Below are 25,108 nucleotides of genomic sequence, written 5' to 3'. Positions count from 1 at the left end.
AAATCATCATAGACCGACAGTGAGTCATGAGGGGTCGCAATGTTTAATCTGGAACAAAACCCACCATGGCCAGACCAACACTCAAACTGCCGTAGTGGCCGCCGCCGGGTTGCTGATAGAGATTGTAGGTCAAATTTAGCTGATAGGCGTCTGACAGGCTTTGATACCCGAGTGTGATGCCGGTCTTACTTTGAGACACCAATTTTTCATAAATAGGGTCGATGAACATATCGACGTCGTAGCTTTCGTAGGTGTGTTGAATAAGGCCTATTTCAGGCATCAAGTACCAACTACTCTTTGATTCACCCAAATAAAATGGCAGACCAATACCATAACTTGTGCCGGTGAGTGCGTAGGATTCACTACTGTCGCCAGTAGCGGGAGTGTAACCCAAGCTACTATCGTAGCCTACGGTCAGCCGCAATCCCGCAATGCTAGAAAAACTGTTTTCAAATGTGAACCCTATGCCATAGTAACCTTGCGATGCTGGAATATTGCCATTGGTGGCATCATTGGCAGACACGTAAAAGCCAACTATCCATCCATCCTGGTGCTGCTCTAGCCTACCTAGCTGTTGATAAGTGTTGGCACCACTTTGATGGCCTCCCGATGGCATTCGAGCCGCATAGGAAGGCTTGCGTGACAAAGCTACGTTGACCCACCGGCGCTGGGATTTTTCAACCTGCACCACCTGGGTCACTGACTCACAATCAGGATGGGTCAGGTCAATATGAACGGGCTTAAATGCGGGCACACGGGTCAAACTGATTGGCGTGACCCCCATGAGGCGACCATCAATCTTTACCGACGCTCCCGGTGGCTCCGACGCAATTGTGAGATCGCCCCATGCTGGCCTGAGAGATTTGGCCACTTGAGTTTCTTGGCCTGATACAACGATGATGGTTTCAACAACATTTTGATGGCGGGGGTGGTCAAGTTCAACACTATGCCGCCCCGGCGCAATAACGCCATGAAGTGTCAGAGGTGTGACACCCCAGCGCTTACCATCCAAAAAAACTTCTGCACCCAGTGGCTCAGTGAAAAAATAAACAGTTGTTTTGTAGGGCGCATCTATACCCCCCACCGCCACCCATCTGCCAGGTGTCGCCGGATTGCCTACAGCGAGCCGCTTTTTTTCAGCAGCGATACTTGAGATTTTGTATCGAAATAGCAGCCACACTTCAATATTGTTTGATTCAGCGATGTATTGATCCACCAACTCGAAGTCGTGAAGCTGTACCAGCTTTGATCGCTCAGACCGCCTTTGCAGAAATTCTTGTTCGCTTAAAGTGGAGTAGTCGTCTTGTGCAATATGAGTTTCCACACCAAAGTTTTCACGAATTGCGGACTCTTGGGCATCTTTTCGCGCATTCTCAAAGGCCTCGGCCTCCCCAAATACACTCGTACCACGTCCCACATAAAATTTGTATTCATGACCGGCCTGGGGCCTGGCACCCACCCAATAGGGCTTTGCCCAAGCCCCATGTGAAACCATATGACTCACAAACAATATCGACCAAAGACCCCATGCTCGCATCATAGCTGCCCAGCCTGCTGATCAGAAGTTAAGAAAGCTTTTTGTTTTTCTAAAATAGCGTCTTTAAGCCGTGGATCGACCTCAACAATTTTGTGTAGCACTCTTTGCCTGGTGATATTGTATTGGGCCTTTTCTATTGATGCGAGCACAAAGCAGTCCACACGCTCTTGATCACCAATCACATAGCGCTCATAGTAGGACTCTTCCATACGCAGCCCAGTGATAGTGCCTGAAAATTTACTGCTTCGTACGAGACTGAGGAGGCTTTCTGAATCCTCCATCAAACTTTGTTGTGCGTTGTCGATTAACCCCCGCACGTCGTCTGAAATTTGTGACAGCACCACTTGCTTTGTATCAAGCTGGGCCAGTTGATAGCAGCCGGCTACACGCTCATCCCCCCGAATAGTATGACGGGCGACAAACTTATAGGAATCACCCTCCACCCAGCTCATTTTGGTGCTAGCCACCCAATCTGGTCGCCCGCGATCGGTAGCGCGATCCAGAACCACTCTACCCTTTGGTGTGGCACAACCTGCAAAAACCAAAGACAGTGTTAATAATAAATAAGACTTCATAAGATCCCCCTTTTAGTTAAAAGCCTTGATTCACTTTTAGCTTAAAAGGGGGGTACGTCAGATCAGGTCACGCACAAGAAAAAAAATACGGTCTGTCTCATTAACTGACTTTAGAATTTCTGTACTGCTTGGCCAGATAGCGCAAAAAACGGTCAAAACTCATGCCCTGGCTGCCTGCAAATTCGATATACTTGATAAAATCAATGATCTCGATGTCTTCAGCTTTCAAATCATTCCGCAGATCAAGCGCATAAGCCCCGATCATGAGCCGATGGATGTTGCCTGCAGCGTAATGCTCTATCTTCTGCTCCTCGTGGCCAGTCGATGCCGCTGCACCAGCCAGCGCCCCCGGGCCTTTCACTTTTGTTAAATGTTTGAGAGCCCCCGCATAAAGCTCTTCCGTTGTGAAATCTTTTAATTTCATAATGCCTCCTCGATTTTTTTAGTTTGAACGGAAATGCTGCCCGTGCATGGCAGCACCTATCTATCGGGGATATTGTCACGTGGAATCGGGTCACACCGGGTCGCGGGGGCCGGCCAAAACGCCTAGAGAAATTGATTTTCAGATTGCCTGCACTAAGTTCGGACCAGAGTCAGTGGTCGGTGGCCTCACTGCTCTTTCTTATTATAACCTTGCCAATCAAGTGCCTCAGCAAACATGGATTCTTGTGCCGCCAGAACAACGAACAAGCAGCAAGGGTTATCGGCTAATCAGAACAAAAACGCCTCTTAATGTTGGAATTGTCCAAGGCGACGGTTTTCGAAATGTATCGATTGAAAGGGCCGTCGCAGAGGGTTTTAAGCTTGCCAGCAAAATCGGAGAAAGAACTGCCATTAAAGCGGCTCGAATTGCAATTCAACAGAAGCAAACAACACTTAAAAAAATCGGGGTTATGGCAAAAGAACTAGATCTAAATGCCTATCTCACGAAATACTTCGAAGCCATCATAGGATCTATCGAAGGATGACCACCTAAGCCAAAGGCGAATCTGTTCGCCAAAAACTCACTACATTATCTACGTCAAGATCGCCAAAGCTCTTTAAATCAAAAGTCTGCAACGCCGATTCTGCAAATTCATATTTTGTATCTGTATTCATACGGGTCTGGGCCCTTCCGACACCACTTGCCACAGCCAACGATCTTCGACAAATCGGCTGCGCCGATGTTCGAGGCCCGAAAGAGCTTACGTCTCTGAACGGCTGTGACTGGTAAAGTCATAGAGTCATCGTCGGACCAAATGTTGGGGTCGAGGGGTATCGAGACGGGGCCCTAAAATTCCATAACACATGGAAATAACCAAGGGAAACAAAAAAGGCCTGATCATATAGACCAGGCCCTAGACTGTCGAATTGGTTCAAGTTGCTTTGAAGTCAAAATTGAATTTAAGAGGTTTACAAAAGATTGAAACTGAGTTACATTTGTAAACAAGATGCCTGCTGAGAGCAAGCTTCCTGATCTGCTTTCAAAACTAAGTTCCTCTGTCCAAAAGGGACAGCTTCGCTTCACCAAACACGCACTTGAGAGAATGGCTGAACGAAGTATTTTGCGATTAGAAGTTGAGTATGTTTTGAAAAACGGACATCACGAAAAAAGGAAAGATGCTTTTGATGAAGCATTTGATATTTGGAATTACTCAATCAATGGCAAGACTGTGGATGACAAAAAGCTAAGGGTTGTTGTTAGTTTTGAAACACCTAATTTCATTGTCGTCACAGCTATTGATTTAGAGAGGTAAAAAATGAAAAAGACTAAGATTCAAAAAGTTTATGAGGATTATGGTTGTGGGTTTCCTGTTAAGCTTATTAACGCCCCCATGGTGCAAATTCGTGGAGAGTGGATTTTAGATATTAACCCCAACAAGCTTCATGAGGCCGTTTTAAACGCACTGGTTTTTAAACCTTCAAGGCTTACGGGTGCAGAGATTCACTTCATCCGACAATATTTTAAAATGACGCTCAAAGAGTTTGGGGAGAAATTTGATGTCACTCATCCTGCGGTGAGAAAATGGGAGGATGCCAAAAACATGGCCACTGAAATGAAGTGGTCTATCGAAAAAGATATACGTTTATTTGCTTTAACCGGAATAAGCACAAAGGCGAAAGACTTTTTAGATGCTTACAGAGAGCTTGACACCAAAGCTACGGCAAAGAAAGTCGAGATAAAAATTAATTTAGATAAAGTAGCTTAAGTATAAATCCCACTGCTTACGAACCGCAGAACCCTTGCCACAGCGAACGATCTTCGACAAATCGGCTGCGCCGATGTTCGACTCCCGAAGGAGCTTACATCTCTGAACGACTGTGAGTGGTAAAGTCATAGAGTCATCTTCGGACGAAGTGGCGGGGTGGACGGGACTCGAACCCGCGGCCTCCGGCGTGACAGGCCGGCGTTATAACCAACTTAACTACCACCCCGCAGATGGTCTATTTTAAGAGAGCAAAATATAATGAACTGGCCCTGGGGTTTCAACCTCAAAATTAATCGACGCACTCCCCCAAAAAAGCTGTCACTTTCACCTGAAGGGCGGCTTTTCCGTGAAGAAATCGAACCTCAGCCAGGGTTCTTGTGGGATCGATATCTCTAAATACCTCGTCAAAGACCTTACAAAAAACCTTGTAGTCGTTTTTTATGTCTGTCAGGTAAACCACCACATCCACTACATTTTTTAATGTGGCGCCGGCTTCTTGCAACAACACCTCCACATTCTTGAAGGTGGCGCGGGCCTGCTCTGTCATATCATGAGCATGGATTCGACCATCGGGGTTGACCCTGATCCCCGGCACCTCTTGCGAGTTCACCTGATGGGGGCCGATACCGGATAGATACAGCCAATCTCCCACCTTGCGTGCATGCGCATAGGAGCCCTCTGGTGCTGGGATTTCGCTACATACGACCTTTTTGCTTGCCATGACTGTCCTCCTACTTGGGGTGTATCTACTCTAAACCAATACACACATTTTTTTGTTCGGTGAAAAAATCAATGGAATGCTCTCCACCTTCACGCCCCACACCTGAAGCCTTCATGCCGCCAAAGGGCACTCTTGGATCGCGAAGGCTCCATGTGTTGACCCACACTGTACCTACTTGCAGGCCATGTGCCACCTTATGGGCTCGTGTGACGTCCTGAGTCCAAACACTTGCTGCTAATCCGTACGGAGATGTATTTGCCCACTTCATTGCATCATGTTGATACTTAAAGGGCATCACTGTTACAACCGGCCCAAAAATCTCGGTCTGCCACAAATCAGAGCAGTTGGTTAAATCAGCTATTATTGTTGGATTTAAAAAGTAGCCACCCTCATACGGTGATGGCAATTGAGGCCGATCACCCCCTAAAAGCAACTTGCCCTTTTCAGAAACCGCTTGCTCAATGGCGGCCATGACTTTTTGATGATGCTCTCGACTCACAAGTGGGCCCATATATGTATTCTTGTCTTGAGGGTCACCCACCACAATTTCTTTGGCTTGCTTTACAAACTCTTTGAGAAACTCTTCGTAAATATCTTGTTGCACCAAAAGCCTTGAGCCACAAAGACAAATCTGACCAGAGTTTAAAAAGGCGGCCTTCACTGCAGCAGGCACCGCTTTTTTTAAATCGGCATCTTTAAACACAATAGTGGCGTTCTTGCCGCCCATCTCAAGCGCCACTTTCTTAAAGTGAGGTGCAGCGATCTCTTGAATTCTCTGACCCGTATCGGTCCCCCCGGTAAAAGAAATCACCGGCACTCCGGGGTGTGACACCAAAGCCTGACCCGCCACTTCACCCCGGCCAAATACCACATTACATACGCCGGGTGGCAGACCCGCTTCAACCAGTAAAGGTGCCAACATGGAGGCCGTCTGCGGCGATAACTCCGAGGGTTTGCATACGGCCGTGTTACCGGTGGCAAGACATGGTGCTAATTTCCAAGACAACAAATAAAGTGGCAAGTTCCATGGAGTGATTAAAGCGGCCACACCCAAGGGCTCTCGCCTTGTGTAATTAATGGCTCGGCCGTCCATGTCTGTGGACATTTCTTCGTGATTTAAAATTCGCCCAGCAAAATAACGAAAACTCGCCACCGCCCGCGGAACATCCACCTGTTGCGCTAACCAAAAGGGCTTTCCCATGTCAGCACTTTCAGCGGCCGCAAACTCATCTATGCGAGACTCTAACAAATCCGCCACTCGCAACAAAATAGCAGCTCGCTCGGGCACGGGTGTTTTTGACCAGCTCTCAAAAGCCTTGTTTGCAGACTGAATGGCAAAGACCACGTCCAACTCATTGGAGTCGGCCACTTGCGAGGCCACCTCACCCGTTGCGGGGTTAAAGTTGGTCATGTAGTTTTGAGACTTCGGCGCTACGAACTCGCCGCCGATAAAATTATCTATTTTGTTCACGAGCTACCTCGTTGATGAATTTTAGGCCTGCACTTCAGGCGATGGCAGGGGCTCGCTCGGCACAGAGGCCGCTCCACCACCCGCATCCGCCACAAGTTCCGGCAGCGCATACGCCGTAGCCCCGGTCAAAGCCGTCATATACATAAAACCACCACCCGGGTGGTCTATGACTTCTTCATATAGGTAGGCAAAGATATTGTCAGCTTCGTTTTTATCAGTGGCCACAATGGTAAGAATTTCTTTTTCTTCTTCTGCTGGCAGAAATCGCGCCCCAGTGTGGCCAGCAATATCGGTGCCCCGCGCATGGGCAAAGTTAATGCGAGTGATTTGTTTTTCGGCCAACTTCTGCATCACGTTGGGGGCTGAACCCACCGGCAAAACACAAGTGATAAGCTTACCGCCAGAGAGCAGCTTCATGGCTTACTCCCATTTTCATTGCGCTTGGTGAGATTGTCTAAGACCACTGGCGGAATGTAAGTGGCCGCTTTTTCAACAGGAGTCATATAAATAAAGCCCTTGGCCGGCGTGTCCAATTGACCCGCTAAATACATTTTTTCAAAAACATGATCGGCCTGCTCGGATGACACGACAATATTAATAATTTCTTTTTCCACTTCCACGGCCACACCCAAAATACCCAAGCGCTCTCGAACCCCTGATCCCCGGGCATAATAAACCGTCGCGCCTTGCGCCCCGGCTTCTCTGGCCGCCTTTACAATGACGTCGGCCTGCCCTTTTTCAACGATACACGTTATCAACGTCCCATCTGTTAAAACTGTCATCGCTCTTTGAGCCATACCACTACTCCCTTAATAAACTTTCTTCTAAGCCGATGCCGCCACCACTTCGGTGTGTTCTTTGGCCCGCTTCTTTGCCGTGTGCTTTACATACAATCCCATAATCAAAACCGACAAAATCGGAAAAAGCGACGCCATCGATAAAATCCCAAATCCTTCAATCACCTTTGTCGCGTTACCAAAACCAAGTCCCATTGATAACACAAGCGGCACCGTCACTGGCCCTGTGGTCACACCCGCACTGTCCCAACCCACGTTTACAAATTCTTCCGTAGAAAAGTGCGTCACCACAAGCAAAATCAAATACCCCGGGATCAAAACATAAAACAGCGGGTAATCAAACACCAACTTTGACACACCCACAGTGATCCCAAGCCCCACACCAAATGAGACCGAGTACATTAACATTGATTTTCTAAACGCCCCGTTTGTGAGGTTTTGCACGGTCATGCCTAAGGCGTTCAAGGCCGGCTCAGCCATGGTGGCACCAAATCCTAGAAAAAACGCAAAGGCTAATGAGATCAATATCCCTGCACCTGTCCAATACAACGGAGACTCCGCCACGGCCTCAATTTGCGTAAATGCAGCCGGCACTAAACTTCCCGACTGATCTCCGAGCTTGGCAAGGCCATACATTAATCCCACATTGAAAACGGCCATGCCGGTTACAGCCAAAATAATTCCGTAGGTGATAATTCCAGCGTTTCTGATTTTCTCTCGCAATACAATTTTTAATACCACAAGTAAAAACAGCACCAAAGGTATAATGGCTCGAGCTGCACCAATAATGGCTTCTAAAATTTTATCCCACTCGCTAACGACTGCTCCTGTGGCTCCGGCACTGGCTTGATTGGCCATGGCGATGATCTCTTCCACACTGGTTGTGTGCGAAATAAACAGCCCCAATATTAACGCCCCTAAAATAGGAAACAGTGACGCCAATGTGACAATTCCAAAGCCCGATAAGCTCGAAGACCCTCGCCCTACAGACGCCGCCACACCAATGCCCAATGACAACACCAATGGCACGGTCACTGGACCCGTAGTCACAGCTCCACAATCCCAGGCCAAACCAATAATTGTCGCCAGTTGAGGTTCGAACAAACCAATGTAGGCCGTGATCGCCAATACCGGAATAAGGCTTGCGTAGATGAGCGGTTTTAGACTCCAATCGTACACAAATCTTAGAGTTCCTAAGATGGCTGCAACGCCCACACCTCCGCCCACAAGTAAGACAAGATAACCAGAATAGTCATTGAGTATGGCATAAAGATAAGGGGCGCGGTCCACAGCCACAATCTTGCCGGCCTCTTTTAAGGCACCAATGGCGGGTTCAGCAAAGGTCACACCCACACCCAACAAAAAGGTAATGAATAGCACCACCGGCAGAGGTGATTTTACGGGTAAAGAATTACCCATGGCCTCGCCAAAGGGCATGAGGCCTAACTTCAGACCTTCCATAAACAACATCAAACCCAACATCACGGCCACAAGACCGCCAGCAATGATTGCCGAGTCCACAACGCCCTGTCTAAGAACAATGATTTGAAAAGCCACCAAGTAAATGGCAAGCGGGATCACCGCCTTGGCCTGCTCGACAAACCGAATGCTGGTGTAGGGTCCAAGAATCCGATAGATATCCTTAGCTGTGACTTGTAATTTTTCTTGTTTAGCCGGAGGTATTTGGCCGTCTGGGCCGACCTTGGGCTTTGGTGCTAAATCGTTGAAACTGACTTCATTGTGTTGCACGGTCATCACACGTACAAATTCACCAAAACGAATTTCTTGCTGTTCCATGACGTCCCTTTTTTGTTACTTCGATGTTGGTGGCCGTGAGGGCATGCAAATAGTTTAACGGCTCCCCATAACCAGTCAAAAATTATGCAGATTTAGCAAATAACCTGGACCTAAAACCGACGCAAAAGGGCAAAATGATTGCATCAGTCATTAATTGACCGTATTCGTTAGGCTATCGTTTTAAAATTTGAGGGGAGCCCCCAAAATGGAAAAAATTCTGTGGATCGACATGGAAATGACTGGCCTCAATGTGGAAAAAGAAGTCCCCATCGAAATTGCCGCTGTTATCACCGATATCAATCTTGAACCCATCGACACCTACCATACCGTGATCAGGCAGCCCCAAGAATACCTTGATGCCATGGATGATTGGAACAAAGACCATCACGGAAAGTCGGGTCTCACTGAGCGCGTGCCCTTTGGTAAAAAACCTGAAGTGGTGGAACAGGAGCTGATCGCATTAGTGAATCGGCATTTTCCTGAAAACGGTGACCCACCTGTGCTGGCTGGAAACTCCATTGCTCAGGACCGGGCTTTTCTTAATAGATACATGCCCAAGTTCGCCGAAGGCCTGCACTACCGAATGCTCGATGTGACAGCATGGAAATTGGTGTTTAACAATTTTTTTGAAATCAAATACGAAAAAGGTGATGCCGCTCATCGTGCCATTGAAGATATTCAACAAAGCATCAATGAGCTGAAGTTTTACCTTGATCACATCACCCTAAAGCGGCCAAAGACCACCACTAATAGCGATAGTGGTCTGGCTTAAACGGACCATTTTGCCCCACGCCAATGTAGTCGGCTTGCTTGGTTGTGAGTTTAGTTAATCTCACTCCCAGTTTGCCTAAATGCAATGAGGCGACTTTTTCATCAAGCTCTTTAGGCAACACTGTAACAAGTGGTTTTGTGTACTTGTCTTTGTTTTGCCAAAGCTCCATTTGAGCCATAACCTGATTGGTAAAAGAGTTACTCATAACAAAAGACGGATGTCCCGTGGCACAACCCAGGTTCACCAGACGGCCCTTGGCCAGCACAACAACTTCACGGCCATCGCCGAAACTGTGGATATCCACTTGCGGTTTTACTTCTCGAATGTCAGTGTTGCGGTTGAGCCAGTCCATATCGATTTCATTATCGAAGTGACCAATGTTACAAACGATGGCCCCTGACTTCATTTTTTTGAAATGCTCGCCCGTAATAATGTCGCAATTTCCGGTGGCCGTTACATAAATATCCGCTTCAGTGACGGCCTCTTCCATGGTGACCACTTCAAAACCTTCCATTGCCGCCTGCAGGGCACAAATGGGGTCAATTTCAGTAATGAGCACTCGCGCACCATAAGAACGCATAGAATGGGCACAACCCTTACCTACGTCACCGTAACCGGCCACAACAACCACCTTACCGGCAATCATCACATCAGTGGCACGCTTAATGCCGTCAGCTAGAGACTCACGACATCCATAGAGGTTATCAAACTTTGACTTGGTCACAGAGTCATTCACATTAATCGCCGGGATTTTTAGCTTGCCCTCTTTCAGCATTCGCTCAAGATTGTGCACTCCCGTGGTGGTTTCTTCTGTCACGCCTATAACTTGCTTTAACATATTGGCGTATTTGTCTTTGTGCATCAGTGTGGTTAAATCACCGCCATCATCTAAGATGAGGTCGTAGCCTTCACCACCCCAGCCTTCAATGGTCTGCTCCACGCACCACCAGTACTCTTCTTCGGTCTCGCCTTTCCAAGCAAAAACCGGAATTCCCTCTGCTGCAATGGCCACGGCCGCGTGGTCTTGAGTCGAAAAAATATTGCATGAACTCCAGCGCACCTTGGCGCCAAGATAGGTCAAGGTTTCAATAAGCACTGCTGTTTGAATGGTCATGTGCAAACAACCCGTGATTCGAGCGCCTTTTAGAGGTTGGCTGGCTCCAAATTCTTCACGAAGAGCCATGAGCCCTGGCATTTCTTGCTCGGCCATGTTGATCTCTTCTCGACCCCAACGGGCCAGCTCTTCAAACTTCTTTGGATCATCCATTGCCGCCTTACAAACACGATAATCACGGTGATCACCGGTACCTGCTTTTTTGCCTACGGTCGCATTTGATGTTGTTGTCACAGTTCCCTCCACAGTGGCTCCTTTTTTTAATTGGATTGGCAGTTTACCTACTCAATGATCAAAATCAACGGTTGCGTGATGTGACTTGCTATTGTCTCAATGCGGCTACGCATCAACGGACACTGAAGATCAATCCCGTTCGGTTAGAATCGCATAGCCCTGATCCGTGACCAGCACGGTGTGTTCATATTGGGCTGAGAGCACTCCATCTGAAGTCTCGTAAATCTTCACATCAGAGTTGGCAATGGACAACTCACGTATCGGGGCATCGGTCTCGTTGATCATGGGCTCGACCGTGATACACGTCCAGGGGCGAAGTTTATCACCTCGGCCTTTTTTGCCATATGAGGGCACAAAGGGGTCCGTGTGAAAAACGCGCCCGATACCGTGACCACCAATTTCTCGCACCGGAAAATAGCCTTTTTTAGTCACATACTTGTTAATGGCAAAACCAATGCTGCCGGTGGTGGCAAAGGGCCCCACTTCTTCAATACCTCGGTACATGGCATTTTCTGCCACCTCACAAATGCGCTGGGCCGCCTCAGAGACTTCTCCTACAAAAAACATGGCTGAGGTGTCGCCATGAAAACCGTCTTTGATCGACGTGATGTCGATGTTAATGATGTCACCTTCTTTTAAAACCTGTTCACCGGGCAAGCCGTGGCAAATACAAGAATTGACAGAGGTGCAAATGGATTTGGGATATCCACGATAACCCAGTGGCGCGGGAGTCGCCTCTTTCTGCATGGTGAAGTCGTAGGCAATTAGATCCAGCTCATTGGTGGTGATACCGGGTTTCACAAACTGACCCACATACACCAGGGTTTGTGCAGCAATCTGCCCCACTCGTTCCATCATTCGAATTTCATTGGCTGCCAAAGGTGTCAAAACCTTCCCCTTTGCCGTTTGAAGACCAGGCCTGTCACTCGGCCTAATGATTTATTCCATAAAAAAAAGCCCGTAGCACAGGCTACGGGCTAATTCAATGATCTTTCGATAGAGCAATCTTATGAAAGGTGCTTGCTAACGATTTTAGTCATTTCAAACATAGAAACACTGTTCTTGCCAAAAACTGACTTAAGTTTGCTGTCAGCAAGGATGTTTCTTTTGTTTTTTGGATCTTGAAGATTGTTCTTCTTGATGTAAGCCCAAAGCTTCTTCACAACTTGAGTGCGAGGAATAGACTGAGTGCCGATAACTGCAGCTAGAGCTGAGCTAGGAGTCAATGGCTTCATGAAAGCAGCATTAGGCTTTCTTTTTGTTTTTTTCTTAGCTGCTTTTTTAGTTGTTTTTTTAGCGGCTTTCTTCGTTGTTTTTTTAGCTGCTTTTTTTGTAGCGGCTTTCTTTGTTGTTTTTTTAGCTGCTTTTTTTGTAGCGGCTTTCTTTGTTGCTTTTTTAGCCGCTTTTTTAGTGGCTTTCTTCTTTGTTGCTTTCGCTTTCTTCTTGGCCATGGTTCCCTCCCATATAAGGTATGTTAAAAATGGTTATTCCAAGATGTGTACATCGCCATGATACTTATTTGCCTCGGCTTGTCCAAATAAAAATGCACACCTAATGCTTTTTTTCGAGAGGTTTCCCTCTCGGAAACCACTCGAAGGACCAGTTTCTCTGTGACTAAATCAAGGATTTCCCCCTCCTATCCGATAGGTATTCACCTATGAAAGAGATGAGTTTTCACGAAATTCTAAAGCAAAAACTAGAGGAGAAAACGTCCCTTTTCACCAGTGACAAAATCGTGAGTGAGGCCCCTCTTCTCACTGACAGCCCCTTAATCAGCTGGCTCTGGGCACTTGGACAAAAACGCCACCACACTAGCTTTGGCGGAAACCATGCGCAGAAATCCTACACACAATGGAAGATTCATGAACACAATACGGAGCCGCCCCGTGGGCCCCATGAAGAGCCAGAAACGGGGCACGCCAATGAAACTATTAATGCATCCATTGAGGCAGAAGCAGAACCTTTTGGTTTGCCCATCTCGGAGCTGTCTCGAGAGCAGCTCTTGGCCTTTCAACGATTGGAAAAATGGGGGGCGCATTGGGACCATTCTCATGCGTTGCAGCTAAAAACAATCAAAGCTGTCTATAGAAATCTCGCCCGCAAACTGCACCCTGACCTCTCTGGACCAGAGGGGCTAAAGGGGCATATCGATTTTATTAACATGAGACGAGACATCAAGATCTTAGAGGGCGCGGTGCTTGCGGCCGCAAGCACCGACATGGAAAACAACCACTCTTCTAGTTCATGCGCCGGTACTTCAGCCGCTTAGGAATAATTGTATCTACCCCAAGTCGCGCTTTTAAATCGGCTTCATATTCAGAATAGTTACCTGGGTACCAGGTCACCTGGCTATCCCCTTCAAAGGCCATAATGTGGGTACAGACACGATCTAAAAACCACCGGTCGTGACTGATGATCACGGCACTTCCACCAAACTCGAGCAAAGCCTCTTCAAGGGCCCGCATGGTGTTCACATCAAGATCATTGGTGGGCTCATCCAGAAGTAACAGGTTGGCTTCTTGCAGAAGCATTTTCGCTATATACAAACGGTTTTTCTCACCACCTGATAGATCCTTCACCCGCTTTTGCTGATCACTTCCGTTAAAGTTAAACCGCGACAAGTAGGCCCGCGAATTGATTTCGCGATTGCCAATGGTCAAAATTTCATCACCACCCGACAAGGCCTCCCACACCGTTTTGTCACTGTCGATGTGAGCCCGCTTTTGATCCACATAGGCCAGCTTTACGGTTTCACCCACCTTAAATGTACCGGCATCGGGCTGTTCTTGGCCGGCAATCATCCGAAACAAGGTGGATTTACCGGCCCCGTTGGGACCAATCACGCCCACAATGCCCCCACGCGGGAGAGAAAACGACAATTCATCAATAAGAAGCTTATCTCCGTAGGCCTTGACGATCTGATCCGCCTCGACCACTACATCCCCAAGACGAGGGCCTGGCGGAATGTAAATTTGCAGCTCCTTCATTCGCGCTTCATCGGGCTCTTGCAAAAGCTTTTCATAGGAAGAAAGCCTAGCTTTCGACTTGGCCTGCCGCCCTTTGGGGCTCATTCTCACCCACTCCAATTCGCGCTCTAAAGTTTTAATGCGCTTGCTGTCGGCTCGTTGCTCTTGCGAAAGCCGCTTGTCTTTTTGTTCAAGCCAAGATGAATAATTCCCTTTAAACGGAATCCCTTCGCCGCGATCCAATTCGAGAATCCATCCGGCCACATTGTCCAAAAAGTACCGATCGTGAGTGACCGCAATGACCGTACCCGGAAACTCATGCAAGAAATGCTCAAGCCAAGCCACCGACTCTGCATCCAAATGGTTCGTGGGTTCATCGAGTAATAAAATATCGGGGTTTGATAGAAGCAGCCTACACAGTGCCACGCGCCGAATTTCGCCTCCAGAAAGATTATCCACCGACCATTCACCCGGAGGGCAGCGCAAAGCATCCATGGCCTGCTCTAGCTTTTGATCCACTTCCCAGCCGTCAGCGGCTTCAATTTTTTCTTGTGCAATTCCTTGCCGCTCGATCAACCTCTCCATTTCCTCTGGCGTGATGTTTTCATCACAGAGTAGTTCGCTGATCTTATGAAATTCACGGAGGCTTTCTGCGAGCTCACCGAGGCCATCCATAATATTTTCTTTAACCGTTTTTGCGGGATCAAGCTTTGGCTCTTGCTCCAAGTATCCGACCTTGAAATCCCGGGCCGGAAAGGCCTCACCCAAAAAATCCTCGTCCACACCAGCCATGATTCTCAATAGGCTGGACTTACCTGAGCCGTTCAAGCCAAGGACGCCAATTTTTGCACCATAAAAGTAGGACAGATATATATCTTTCAATACGTAGCGATTGGGAGGGTAGACCTTACTCACACCCTTCATTGTATAAATAATTTCTTCAGCCACTGACTTATTTCTCCTCTTTAGATCATCAATATCACTTATCCCAGCTGGTTTTAGGTTGTCAAAAGTGATATTCCGCTTTTTAATAGGCCCTTATGTCTGAGAAGAAAAAACACTCTAAACAATTTAAAATCGCCTGTAGCGAACTGGAAGCGGCCTTAAATCAATTTAAGTCACTTAAATCTCTCTCAGACCGGCCCGACGAACAACAACGCCTTGAAGAGATGCGAACGTCTTTAGAGCAAATCAAAAAACAATTAGATACTCTATCTTGATTATTGGTGGCGGCCGTCTCCCCCACGGCACTGGGGCGATGGGGCGGCCTCGTTTTGTCGCTCATTCCATTCATTTTCTGTGTACAACCTGAGACTTAGAGCATGCACCGGACCGGCGAGCTCTTCTCTTAGGATTTCGTGGATCTGCCGGCTGCGGCCGATTCTTGAGACCTGCTCCCAATGGTTTGACACCACAACCACATGAAAGTGGGATTCGGCGTTGGGAGGCCCTTTGTGTTTGTAACTTTCATTGACCACCTCGATATGGGTGGGATGCAGCTGATTTTTGATCTTTTCTAAGATGGTGTCTTTAACCACGGTTGTGAACAAGGTACCGGTCACCGTCTTCAAAGGTGACATGAATTTTCAACGCTTGCACTTCAGTAACTACACCTAAACCAAATTTCGGGTGCTCAATGGCCGAATTCGCCTCAAAGCGTTGTTTCATATCGTAAGTCATCGGGCTTGCCACATCTACGGTCTCTTTCAGCTCCGCCCATATGTCGGCTGGTGTCTTCGACTTTCGCCGACGGGTGGTGGTTTTTTTCACGCCCGCTTTTGTTTTTTTGACTCGATAGGTCTTAACGCTGCCACACACTTCGCATTCTATCTTGGCGCGCTCGCTATCCACGTGAGCAATGACCTTATGGTAACGGTCTGCATCGCATTTCTTGCAGGCATAGTACATGTTAGTGGCAACGGCTGGCAATTTTTCTACTTGTATGGTTTCTGCTGACATGACTTTATACTACGAGCTACAGTCCTGTTTGACTAGCAAAAGCATTCACGAGGGGTCAATTGGAGCAGCGCAACCAAATGGTCCCGTAAGCAGCATGGGAGGAATCTGTGGAATTTCGCACTGAACGAGACAGCATGGGAGAACTGAAAGTACCTGCCGACCGCTATTGGGGCGCCCAAACCCAACGCTCCTTACAAAACTTTAAAATTGGTGGAGACCGTTTTCCCAGAGAAATGATTCGCGCACTGGGTATCTTAAAAAAAGCCGCCGCTCTAACAAATATAAAACTGGGTTTGCTTGCCGAAGATAAAGGCCAAGCCATAGTCAAAGCCGCCGATGAAGTGATCCAAGGTGAACTGGATGTCCACTTTCCGTTAGTGGTCTGGCAAACCGGAAGTGGCACCCAAACAAATATGAACACCAATGAGGTCATCGCCAATCGAGCCATCGAAATTAACGGCGGCCATTTGGGAGACAAGAGCATTCACCCCAATGATGACGTCAATAAAGCTCAATCATCGAACGACACTTTTCCAACGGCCATGCACATTGCTGTGGTCGAGCAAATTCACCACCAACTGTTACCACAATTAAGCCGACTGAAAGAGGCGCTTGCCAAAAAATCTTCAGAATTCTCTGATATCGTAAAAATTGGACGCACTCACCTCATGGATGCGACCCCTTTGACATTGGGTCAGGAGTTTTCAGGGTTTGTTACTCAATTAGAGCATGGACTTGTCCGCATTAAAAACACTCTCCCCCATCTTTATCAATTGGCCCTTGGCGGAACCGCCGTTGGAACAGGCCTAAACACACATCCTGAATTTGCGGAAAAAGCCGCAGCCCAAATTGCTACCGAAACTAAGCTACCCTTTGTCAGTGCGGAGAACAAATTTGAAGCTTTGGCCGCCCATGATGCCATGGTTGAAGCCAGTGGCGCATTAAAAACAGTGGCCACCAGTCTTATGAAAATTGCCAACGACATCAGAATGTTGGGCAGTGGCCCCCGCTGTGGTATTGGCGAACTCATATTGCCGGCCAATGAGCCCGGCAGTTCTATTATGCCCGGAAAAGTGAACCCCACACAAAGTGAAGCCATGACTATGGTGTGCGCCCAAGTGATGGGCAACGATGTGGCCGTCACCATCGGTGGCGCCACGGGGCACTACCAGTTAAATGTTTTTAAGCCTATGATTGTGTTTAATGTGCTTAACTCCATTCGGCTGCTTGCGGATGCATGCAGTTCGTTTACCGACCACTGTGTGGTGGGTATTGAGGCCAACAAACCCCGCATTAAAGAACACCTGCAAAACTCTTTGATGCTGGTCACGGCACTTAATAGCGAAATTGGGTACGACAATGCCGCAAAAATCGCTAAGGCCGCCTATACAAATGGCACCACCCTTAAAGAAGAAGCCGTGAACTTGGGACTCCTCACAGCTGAGCGGTTTGACCAGATTGTCCGGCCAGAACTTATGACTGGCCCTAACAAGGGGTGAAGCCATCGCGCGCGTATTGGTTTTTTTAAGTTCGAGCCAAACATTGGCTCCCATGTACTTTTCTGAGGCCGAGCGCCTGGCTGAGAGCCTGGCCCGAGGCCAACATGAACTGGTTTACGGTGGTTCTAAACTGGGGTTGATGGGGCACCTGGCGGATAAAACTCTCGAATACGGTGGTCGCGTCACTGGCGTCATCCCCGAATACCTTGACTCCCGACCGGGAATGGCCCACGCCGGTCTTACAGAAAAAATTATTGTGAATAACCTCATGGATAGAAAACGCGAAATGATCGCCCGAGCCGATGTGATTGTGGCTTTTCCTGGCGGCATCGGCACCATGGATGAAGTGTTTGAAGCTATGGCCCTTAAGCAATTGAATGAAATCAACCATCCTGTGATTTTTTTAAACTTCCTGGACTTTTGGCGACCCCTTCTAGATTACTTTGAAGAACTCACCGCACAAAACATGATCAATCAACCCCTCGACCAACTATTTCAAGTCTTGGATGATAGTGCGAAAGTGGTAGACTATTTAGACAAATGGCAACTGTAGAAAACCCTCACTTCTCACTGGACTGGCTCGACGGAGAAAAAATTCGGCCCTATATTTTTGTGCGAGAAGAAAATCGCACGGTCGATCCGGGCAGCCGATTTGACTCGGATTGGTTTCCCTTTCCTCCCATTTATTTTAACCCTCTTCACATGGATCAAGTCACTTTTGCCGACCAGATTATGCGCCTAGAATCAGGGGCCTTTGATAAGAGCGGCATGGCCATGCCCCGATGGGTATTTTACGATTGTGGAATTATGCCCGGTTTTGTGGCCGGCTTTGCCTGCCACCGTGACCATCTAAAAGCGTCCCACGCCAAAGCGCTGGCTCCGGACCCTTCGCTCGAATGGATCCCCATATCATTGTTTATAATTATCCCGGCTCGAGCCCAGGGAGAATGGGTGGCCCACAATCTCTCGTCAATCAATGCCCTTGTTGAAAAAGACGATCGCCTTTATGGCTTGGGTTTTCTCACCAAAGCCTTTGGACTCTGGTATGCAAATATTGGCATTTGTTGTGGCATGACCCAGTGGCAAAGCCCCGCCATCCGGCTGCACTCCCACTATGGGGCCTTTGAAGTGTTAACCGCCTACACGCCCGTTCATTCTTATGCCAGAACCCTGACCTACCGGTTGCAGGTTGACCCACTGTATTGGGCTTTATTTTTTAGCAAAAACCAATCCCGTGAATTTATCACCCACTACAAGCCAGCCGGCTTTCAGGTGGACCCCAAAAACGACGACAGCCTGAAAGCTTTTCAGCGTCGAATAGAAAACAACGAAGGCCCTTTCTTTCTGGATTCACAAGAAATCCGCAACCAGCCCCTGGATGCAGAGCTGAGCGTTTACCTCCCCCGAAAATAATGCTATCGGTTTTGAGAACTGAGACCTCGGGGGGCGGGCCCCTGTTGGCGAGCTCGCAGGCGCGACATTGCGTATCCGGGTTGCAGCACGCAGTGATGCAATCCGAAGACGCAATGCGAACCGCAGCGCCAGCTCGCCGACGGGGGCCCGCCCCCCGAGGTCTCAGTTCTCAAAACCGATAGCCCGACCTATTTTCTTATCTCGATTTGATTTTGAAAGGACCCCTCTATGGCCAAACAATATTGGTTAATGAAATCTGAACCCGATGTTTTCTCTATTGATGATTTGAAAAAACAAAAAACTTCGCTTTGGGACGGGGTTCGCAATTATCAAGCTCGCAATTTTATGATGAAAGACATGAAAGTGGGCGACGAGGTTTTGTTTTACCATTCCAACGCCACCCCACCTGGCGTGGTAGGTCTTGCCGAGGTCAGCGAACCCGCCACTCCCGACCCCACACAATACGACAAAAAATCTGAATACTTTGCCGAAAAAGCATCTAAAGAAAAACCCATCTGGTATTGTGTGAAGGTGAAATTCAAATCCAAATTTCCGCAGATGGTGGCCCTTGAAGACATCAAAGACCACGCCGAACTCAATGACATGTTGGTAGTTCAAAGAGGCCAGCGGCTGTCGATTCAACCGGTTGAACCACAACACTTTGAAACTATAAAAAAATTAGGTGGCCTCTAATATGAAGGTGTTTTTAGCGCCCATGGAGGGTGTGGTCGACTATGCCACACGCTGTATTTACTCAAAGCTCGGTGGTTACGACCAGTTTGTTACCGAGTTTGTGAGAGTCAGCCAAAACCCTGTACCGGCTTCGGTTTTTTTAAAATACTGCCCCGAACTTAGAACCGGGGGGCACACCCTTGAGGGCATTCCCGTTTTTGTGCAACTCCTCGGAAGTGATTTAGAAAACCTCGCTACCAGTGCGATGACAGCTGTGGATTTGGGCGCCCCAGGGATCGATTTGAATTTTGGATGTCCCGCTAAAACAGTCAATCGTCACGATGGTGGCGCCACTTTGCTGAGGTCGCCGGAGCGTCTTTTTTCTGTGGTGAGTATTGTTCGCAAAGCCGTGCCCGCTCACATTCCGGTCACAGCAAAAGTCCGACTTGGGTTTGATCACAAAGATTTTGTCAAAGACATTGCGCAAGCCGCTCAAGCAGGAGGGGCTTTTCATCTAACGGTACACGCTCGAACAAAAGTAGAGGGCTACAAACCGCCAGCCCACTGGGAATATATCGGATCTATGCGTGAGGCCGTCACTATTCCAGTGATTGCCAATGGCGATATTTGGTCGGTATCGGATTACCAAAAGTGTCGCGAGATTTCGGGGTGCGAGAACATTGCCCTTGGCCGACCCGCCATCGCCTGCCCGGATCTAGCTCATCAAATTAAAGCTTGGGTGGCAGGAAAATCCGATGATTACTGCAGCCAGACGTGGAGCGAGGTACTGAACCAACTCTTTTTGCCATTCATTCAACTCAGCCAAGACTACCTTGGTGACCGCTATGCTTTAAATCGTGGAAAACAATGGTTGAAACTACTAGGACGACAATACAAAGAAGCACAAATTTTATTTGAACAAGCCCGTACCGCTCAAACACTGGACCAGTTTAGACATGAAATAGAGCCACCTTCTCAGACTCAAGCGACAGGGAACACTGAAAATGTTCGGCAATCCACCGCATGGTTGTCGGCTGATAGAAAACCACATGGGTGGCATCATGGTGATAGTGCCACCGGGGAAACCTTTCTAAATCCATAAGCATAGACGTCATTACACCCACAACACCGCCGGGCGCACAAAGAGAGAATATTTGCTTTAATGTCTCACCGGGGTGATATAAGTGCTCCACCACCTCACTGCAAAAAACAAAATCATAGAGTTTTAAAAGAGCCTCTTTGTTGTTACAAAAATAAGGATCATAACTTTCAATGGTGTAGGGCTCTCCTGCTGCCAACCCGGCCAGCGCTTTTGTGGGACCACATCCATAATCGAGGCCACAGGCCCCGGGTTGAATCTGCCTTTTCAGCGGATCCCAAAGTTGCCTAAGAAATTGGCGATATCCCGGGTCAAGCACATTGTTTTGGTGGGTGGTATAGCGCGATTTTTCTTGGTCCGGCTGCAACCGTTGATTGGGGTTCAAAAACACCAACTCGCAATGGCTGCAAAGATAGTAATCTCTTTGAAAAAGTTGGCCAAATTCCTTGCGCTCGTACCCGAAAAACCAAGAATTTGATGTGCTTTGACACAGTGGACAGCGTTGCATAACGGCAAGTCTTATGAAATAAATAATGTTTTGCCAAGAAGGAGTGACACCTTGGATCAGAAATCAAAAACGGGCCTGCATTGGGTGATCGCCGCCGGTGTTGTGGGCGCCGACATCGGCACTTCGGTTTTTTACGGAACGGGAATTTTATTTCCGAAAGTGGGTTACCTGGCACCGGTTTTTGTGCTGACCGCTTGTTTAATGATGTGGCTCTTTAAGAAAACCTACGAAGAAGGCTTAGCTTTGAGCCCGTACAACGGGGGCGCCTACTCTATGATCCTTCGTACGGTGGGACGACGCTTTGCTGTTGTGGCGGGATCTTTAACTTTCGTTTCTTATTTGGCCACGGCGGCCGTGAGCGCTCTCTCTGGAGGGTTCTATTTGAACTCCCTCTTTGACAATGGGTTAGGCGGGGGGACCGTCGTACTTATTTCGTTTTTTCCAATTATTTTATTTGGCCTTCTCAACACCCGCGGCATCAAAGAGCCTGCAAAACTTGTAACTGTCATTGCCGGATTGCACTTTTTGCTCCTGATTATCATGGGCATCTGGGGATTGATCTACATTGGGTTCAACATCGACAGCATTGACTGGACAAAAATGAGTGACTTCACGCCTAAAAATGAATCACTCACATTTGGTATGCTCATGTACGGATTTGCGGCTGCCTTTTTGGGTATCACGGGGTTTGAATCGGCGGCCCAAATTGTTGAAGAATTAGAACAACCCACACTGTTAACGGTAAGACGTCTCTATCGCACCGTCATCGTATTAGTGTCTGTCACGGCACCAGTGATCTCGTTTTTATGTTTGGCCATTCTCACGCGGCAAGAAGTGGATACCAATTTAAACTCCTTGCTATCAAGCTTGGCCGATAAACTGGGCGGACGCATTTTGTTAACTATCATCGTTGTGGATGCCACATTGACTCTATTTGCCGCCGTGAATACGGCCTTTGTGGGTTTTATTGGACTGGCCACAACCATGGCCAAACAGGGAAACCTTCCTGAAGTGCTGCTGACTCGTGTGGCTCACAAGCACCCAACCATTCAGGGTTACCCACTGATTGCACTGCCCTTTGCGTTGGTGGCGATGACCATGTCGGGTCTTGTAGCAGGTGAAGTGGAGATCGTTGCTAAAGTCTATGAGATGGCCTTTTTAGGCGTGATGGTGAGTTTTTGTTTGGGTGTGGTGCTCATGCGCAACCGCTCTTTTCGTAGAAACGTACCCACCAAATATTTAAGTCATTGGATGCTTTCATCAAAAAACCTCTCCATCCCGGTTGTGCCGCTAATATCTGGAGTGGTTTTAGGATTTGCCACACTCACACTGATGGTGCATGCCGACGAGAGTGCCATCTTAATGCTTGAAACTCTTTTTGCGGTCACATTGCTCGTCATGGCCTACTACCGATGGGGTGTGCTGGAAAACCGGCTTGAAACTCGAACAGACCTACGGCTGGGCTTGGGCCGCTATTCCACAGCGACCGAAGCATTGCCTGAAGATTTGCCCCGCTACATTTTGTGTACTGGTGGTACCGGGGCCCGCCGCCTAATTACAACGGCACTGAAGCGAATTCTTAGTGAGCGGCATGATCCATTTGAACTGGTTATCTTTCATGCAGAAGACGGAAAAGACCCTGAAGGGTTTTTCTTTGAATTGTTACAACGTGTAGTCTCTCAACAGATTGCTCCGATCTACGCAAAAAATGATGTTATATTGACTGTAAAAATTCTGCCGGGAAGTTTGGCTGAAGGGTTACAGACACTGAAAAAAACCTATGACTTTCAAACTTTGCTTTTTGGTTCTGGCCGAGACCCTGAAGCCAGTCGCACGCTCGGAGAACACATCAGTGAGGAACTTGAAATTGAAGTGATTCATATTGAATGATTTAAAAGGAACTCTCAATGGCTAATGTAGTTATATACTCCGCAGACTGGTGCCCATTTTGTGTACGAGCCAAGCGTTTATTAGAACAAAAGGGTGTTAAGTACAAAGAGGTTAATGTGGATCAACATCCTGGCGAACGACAACGCATTATGACCCAAACAGGGATGCGTACAATTCCGCAAATTTTTATAAATGACGAGTTTATTGGTGGCTACACTGATTTGGCTGCCATCGACCGAACGGGCGAGTTGGACAAAAAACTTAAGGCATGAAAAAGCATTTCACTTCCATTAAAGTGGGGATTTTGGGTGGAGGCCAGTTGGCTCGAATGATGATCTTATCCGGTCACAAACTGGGTGTGGAAATGCACGTCCTCTCAAAAGATCCCACAGACCCAGCGGCACAAGTGACCAGGCATTGGCACAAGGGCGACCCCAATGACAGTAAATCCCTCACCGAATTCTTTAAACATGTGGACAACGTTACTTTTGAGAGTGAATTTTTGGATGCTGATAAGGTGAGTGATGCAAGCAGAAACACTTCCACTCCCGTGCAGCCGCTACCCAAAATCATGGGGGCCTTGCAGGATCGCCACACTCAAAAACTCACTCTTGTAAAATACGGTCTGCCCACTTCTTCGTTCACGGTGGTTTCTAGCAGTGAAGAGGCCGCTCAAGCGTGGCCGCAATTTACTACTGGAATGGTACTAAAGCAGAGGCGTTTTGGATATGACGGTTATGGGACCATCATTATTAAAAGACCCGAAGACATTCAGATATACTCTGCAGCCATTGATAAATGCCCCTATGGATACGTGGCCGAGGCTTTTGTGCCCTTTAAACGAGAATTGGCGATTTCTTTAGCTCGAAATAAATCTGGAGAAGTCAGTGTGTTTCCTCTGGTTGAAAGCCTGCAGGTGAACGCCCGATGTTTTTGGGTGAAGGGACCGGTGAAGAATTCAAGGTTGAAAACCCTTTTGGGGCCAGCGAAAAAGATGCTTCATGGCCTCAACTATCAAGGTGTCCTAACCATTGAGTTGTTTGATACAGGTTCTCGCCTTTTGGTGAATGAGCTAGCTCCGCGTGTTCACAACTCCGCTCATTATTCTCAAGACGCTTTGGATGAAGATCAATTTACGGCCCACCTAAAAGGCATCTTAAATGCGACTTTGAAGTCGCCAAAACCAAAAACCGGTGGATTTGCCATGGTCAACCTTTTAGGGACATCCGAAAAGGCACCGGTGTGGCATGGGCTGAACAACGGCTTTGTCCACTGGTACGGTAAAACTCAAAATCGCCCAGGGCGAAAAATGGGACATGTGAATGTGGTAGAAAATACGGCAAATGCGGCCCTTAAAAAGGCTCTCAAACTAGCCAAGGAGTTTAAGTTATGAAGCCCACTGTGGCCATTATAATGGGAAGCGATTCAGACCTAAAAGTCATGAACGGCGCCATTGAAACACTTGAAGAGTTTAAAGTGCCTTATGAGGTAAAAATTGTTTCTGCTCACCGCACACCGAAAATGATGCAAACCTACGCCAGTCAGGCTGAAGGTCGAGGGTTGCAAGTGATCATTGCTGGAGCGGGTGGTGCGGCTCACTTGCCCGGCATGGTGGCCTCTCTCACCTCTTTGCCCGTGATCGGCGTGCCCGTCATGGTGGGTAAACTTGAAGGTTTGGATTCACTTTTGTCTATATTACAGATGCCCCGAGGGGTGCCCGTGGCCACTATGGCTGTGGACAATTCAAAAAACGCTGGCCTTTTGGCTGTTCGAATACTGGCACTGAAAAGCGCCCGCTTGCGTCGCCAGCTAGATGACTTCACTAAAGGCCAGCAGACCAAAGTGCGAAAAGCCAACTTAAGATTGAAACAACATAAAAAAAATTAAAACTCAGA

At 47.8% G+C, this 25,108-nt stretch carries 29 protein-coding genes and 1 tRNA gene; 15 read left to right on the top strand and 15 right to left on the bottom strand.

Going from position 1 to position 25,108, the window contains the following annotated elements:
- Positions 1 to 43 precede the first annotated feature (43 nt).
- From H6626_01895 to H6626_01885, 3 genes are all read right to left on the bottom strand, one after another.
- Positions 44 to 1,540 (bottom strand): PEGA domain-containing protein, encoded by a 1,497-nt coding sequence (locus H6626_01895; GenBank protein ID USN47866.1) that lies wholly within the window; start codon positions 1,538 to 1,540, stop codon positions 44 to 46.
- Positions 1,537 to 2,112, bottom strand: coding sequence for a hypothetical protein (locus tag H6626_01890; protein ID USN47865.1), 576 nt, complete (start codon positions 2,110 to 2,112; stop codon positions 1,537 to 1,539). The genes H6626_01895 and H6626_01890 overlap by 4 nt, the downstream gene beginning before the upstream one ends.
- Positions 2,113 to 2,212: 100 nt before the next feature.
- Positions 2,213 to 2,536, bottom strand: coding sequence for a hypothetical protein (locus H6626_01885; protein USN47864.1), 324 nt, complete (start codon positions 2,534 to 2,536; stop codon positions 2,213 to 2,215).
- 79 nt (positions 2,537 to 2,615) lie between these two features.
- Between H6626_01885 and H6626_01880 the strand changes: the two genes are divergently transcribed.
- From H6626_01880 to H6626_01870, 3 genes are all read left to right on the top strand, one after another.
- Positions 2,616 to 3,080 carry a hypothetical protein gene (locus H6626_01880; protein USN47863.1) on the top strand — a complete coding sequence of 155 codons (465 nt, stop codon included), beginning with the start codon at positions 2,616 to 2,618 and terminating at the stop codon, positions 3,078 to 3,080.
- A 462-nt stretch (positions 3,081 to 3,542) separates the two neighbouring features.
- Positions 3,543 to 3,848: a DUF4258 domain-containing protein gene (locus H6626_01875; GenBank protein USN47862.1), complete on the top strand. Its 306-nt coding sequence runs from the start codon at positions 3,543 to 3,545 to the stop codon at positions 3,846 to 3,848.
- Positions 3,849 to 3,851: 3 nt separating this feature from the next.
- Positions 3,852 to 4,301, top strand: a complete 450-nt coding sequence (locus H6626_01870) for a hypothetical protein (protein USN47861.1) — start codon at positions 3,852 to 3,854, stop codon at positions 4,299 to 4,301.
- Between the two features lie 149 nt (positions 4,302 to 4,450).
- Here H6626_01870 and H6626_01865 read toward each other — a convergent pair.
- The 6 genes from H6626_01865 to H6626_01840 all read right to left on the bottom strand — a co-directional run bounded on the left by H6626_01865 (position 4,451) and on the right by H6626_01840 (position 9,087).
- Positions 4,451 to 4,527: transfer RNA gene (locus H6626_01865), tRNA-Asp, on the bottom strand.
- Between the two features lie 63 nt (positions 4,528 to 4,590).
- Positions 4,591 to 5,022, bottom strand: a complete 432-nt coding sequence (locus H6626_01860; protein ID USN47860.1) for a RidA family protein — start codon at positions 5,020 to 5,022, stop codon at positions 4,591 to 4,593.
- Between the two features lie 25 nt (positions 5,023 to 5,047).
- Positions 5,048 to 6,493: an aldehyde dehydrogenase gene (locus H6626_01855; GenBank protein USN47859.1), complete on the bottom strand. Its 1,446-nt coding sequence runs from the start codon at positions 6,491 to 6,493 to the stop codon at positions 5,048 to 5,050.
- A 21-nt stretch (positions 6,494 to 6,514) separates the two neighbouring features.
- The gene (locus H6626_01850; GenBank protein USN47858.1) at positions 6,515 to 6,910 is read right to left on the bottom strand and encodes a hypothetical protein; all 396 of its coding nucleotides are present in this window, start codon (positions 6,908 to 6,910) and stop codon (positions 6,515 to 6,517) included.
- On the bottom strand, positions 6,907 to 7,290 hold the full coding sequence (locus H6626_01845; GenBank protein USN47857.1) for a P-II family nitrogen regulator: 384 nt from the start codon (positions 7,288 to 7,290) through the stop codon (positions 6,907 to 6,909). Before H6626_01845 ends, H6626_01850 begins: the two co-directional genes overlap by 4 nt.
- Positions 7,291 to 7,317: 27 nt before the next feature.
- Positions 7,318 to 9,087: a DUF1538 domain-containing protein gene (locus tag H6626_01840; GenBank protein ID USN47856.1), complete on the bottom strand. Its 1,770-nt coding sequence runs from the start codon at positions 9,085 to 9,087 to the stop codon at positions 7,318 to 7,320.
- Positions 9,088 to 9,292: 205 nt separating this feature from the next.
- On the opposite strand from H6626_01840, the gene orn reads away from it, so the two are divergent.
- Positions 9,293 to 9,859 (top strand): oligoribonuclease, encoded by a 567-nt coding sequence (gene orn, locus H6626_01835; GenBank protein ID USN47855.1) that lies wholly within the window; start codon positions 9,293 to 9,295, stop codon positions 9,857 to 9,859.
- On the opposite strand, the gene H6626_01830 is transcribed toward orn, so the two are convergent.
- The 3 genes from H6626_01830 to H6626_01820 all read right to left on the bottom strand — a co-directional run bounded on the left by H6626_01830 (position 9,834) and on the right by H6626_01820 (position 12,658).
- The gene (locus H6626_01830; protein USN48927.1) at positions 9,834 to 11,126 is read right to left on the bottom strand and encodes an adenosylhomocysteinase; all 1,293 of its coding nucleotides are present in this window, start codon (positions 11,124 to 11,126) and stop codon (positions 9,834 to 9,836) included. The genes orn and H6626_01830 overlap by 26 nt on opposite strands.
- 210 nt (positions 11,127 to 11,336) lie before the next feature.
- The gene (map, locus tag H6626_01825) at positions 11,337 to 12,065 is read right to left on the bottom strand and encodes a type I methionyl aminopeptidase (GenBank protein USN48926.1); all 729 of its coding nucleotides are present in this window, start codon (positions 12,063 to 12,065) and stop codon (positions 11,337 to 11,339) included.
- Positions 12,066 to 12,214: 149 nt separating this feature from the next.
- Positions 12,215 to 12,658, bottom strand: a complete 444-nt coding sequence (locus H6626_01820) for a hypothetical protein (GenBank protein USN47854.1) — start codon at positions 12,656 to 12,658, stop codon at positions 12,215 to 12,217.
- A 206-nt stretch (positions 12,659 to 12,864) separates the two neighbouring features.
- Between H6626_01820 and H6626_01815 the strand changes: the two genes are divergently transcribed.
- Complete coding sequence (locus H6626_01815) at positions 12,865 to 13,476, top strand: hypothetical protein (GenBank protein USN47853.1); 612 nt, start codon at positions 12,865 to 12,867, stop codon at positions 13,474 to 13,476.
- On the opposite strand, the gene ettA is transcribed toward H6626_01815, so the two are convergent.
- Positions 13,445 to 15,121 carry an energy-dependent translational throttle protein EttA gene (ettA, locus tag H6626_01810; protein USN47852.1) on the bottom strand — a complete coding sequence of 559 codons (1,677 nt, stop codon included), beginning with the start codon at positions 15,119 to 15,121 and terminating at the stop codon, positions 13,445 to 13,447. The genes H6626_01815 and ettA overlap by 32 nt on opposite strands.
- 92 nt (positions 15,122 to 15,213) lie before the next feature.
- Here ettA and H6626_01805 point away from each other — a divergent pair, with 92 nt between their 5' ends.
- Positions 15,214 to 15,393: a hypothetical protein gene (locus tag H6626_01805; protein USN47851.1), complete on the top strand. Its 180-nt coding sequence runs from the start codon at positions 15,214 to 15,216 to the stop codon at positions 15,391 to 15,393.
- Here H6626_01805 and H6626_01800 read toward each other — a convergent pair whose 3' ends face one another.
- Positions 15,394 to 15,711 (bottom strand): BolA/IbaG family iron-sulfur metabolism protein, encoded by a 318-nt coding sequence (locus tag H6626_01800; protein ID USN48925.1) that lies wholly within the window; start codon positions 15,709 to 15,711, stop codon positions 15,394 to 15,396. It abuts the gene before it with no gap.
- Entirely contained in the window at positions 15,704 to 16,132 is a 429-nt protein-coding gene (locus H6626_01795) for a hypothetical protein (GenBank protein USN47850.1), read from the bottom strand. Before H6626_01795 ends, H6626_01800 begins: the two co-directional genes overlap by 8 nt.
- Positions 16,133 to 16,239: 107 nt before the next feature.
- Between H6626_01795 and fumC the strand changes: the two genes are divergently transcribed.
- The 9 genes from fumC (at position 16,240) to purE (ending at position 25,100) form a co-directional block, all read left to right on the top strand.
- Positions 16,240 to 17,631 (top strand): class II fumarate hydratase, encoded by a 1,392-nt coding sequence (gene fumC / locus H6626_01790; GenBank protein ID USN47849.1) that lies wholly within the window; start codon positions 16,240 to 16,242, stop codon positions 17,629 to 17,631.
- A 43-nt stretch (positions 17,632 to 17,674) separates the two neighbouring features.
- Positions 17,675 to 18,184, top strand: coding sequence for a TIGR00730 family Rossman fold protein (locus H6626_01785; GenBank protein USN47848.1), 510 nt, complete (start codon positions 17,675 to 17,677; stop codon positions 18,182 to 18,184).
- On the top strand, positions 18,172 to 19,044 hold the full coding sequence (locus tag H6626_01780) for a hypothetical protein (GenBank protein ID USN47847.1): 873 nt from the start codon (positions 18,172 to 18,174) through the stop codon (positions 19,042 to 19,044). Before H6626_01785 ends, H6626_01780 begins: the two co-directional genes overlap by 13 nt.
- A 228-nt stretch (positions 19,045 to 19,272) precedes the next feature.
- On the top strand, positions 19,273 to 19,737 hold the full coding sequence (locus H6626_01775; GenBank protein ID USN47846.1) for an EVE domain-containing protein: 465 nt from the start codon (positions 19,273 to 19,275) through the stop codon (positions 19,735 to 19,737).
- A gap of 1 nt (position 19,738) precedes the next feature.
- Positions 19,739 to 20,818, top strand: coding sequence for a tRNA-dihydrouridine synthase (locus tag H6626_01770; protein ID USN47845.1), 1,080 nt, complete (start codon positions 19,739 to 19,741; stop codon positions 20,816 to 20,818).
- A gap of 556 nt (positions 20,819 to 21,374) precedes the next feature.
- Complete coding sequence (locus tag H6626_01765) at positions 21,375 to 23,213, top strand: APC family permease (GenBank protein ID USN47844.1); 1,839 nt, start codon at positions 21,375 to 21,377, stop codon at positions 23,211 to 23,213.
- A gap of 17 nt (positions 23,214 to 23,230) precedes the next feature.
- The gene (gene grxC / locus H6626_01760) at positions 23,231 to 23,485 is read left to right on the top strand and encodes a glutaredoxin 3 (GenBank protein USN47843.1); all 255 of its coding nucleotides are present in this window, start codon (positions 23,231 to 23,233) and stop codon (positions 23,483 to 23,485) included.
- Complete coding sequence (locus H6626_01755; protein USN47842.1) at positions 23,482 to 24,606, top strand: 5-(carboxyamino)imidazole ribonucleotide synthase; 1,125 nt, start codon at positions 23,482 to 23,484, stop codon at positions 24,604 to 24,606. The genes grxC and H6626_01755 overlap by 4 nt, the downstream gene beginning before the upstream one ends.
- Positions 24,603 to 25,100 (top strand): 5-(carboxyamino)imidazole ribonucleotide mutase, encoded by a 498-nt coding sequence (purE, locus tag H6626_01750; GenBank protein USN47841.1) that lies wholly within the window; start codon positions 24,603 to 24,605, stop codon positions 25,098 to 25,100. Before H6626_01755 ends, purE begins: the two co-directional genes overlap by 4 nt.
- Positions 25,101 to 25,108: the final 8 nt, after the last annotated feature.

It is taken from the genome of Pseudobdellovibrionaceae bacterium, assembly GCA_023898385.1.
Lineage (GTDB): Bacteria > Bdellovibrionota > Bdellovibrionia > Bdellovibrionales > UBA1609.
The sequence above is the reverse complement of the archived record's forward strand: the minus strand, read 5'-3'. Positions and strand labels throughout refer to the sequence as shown.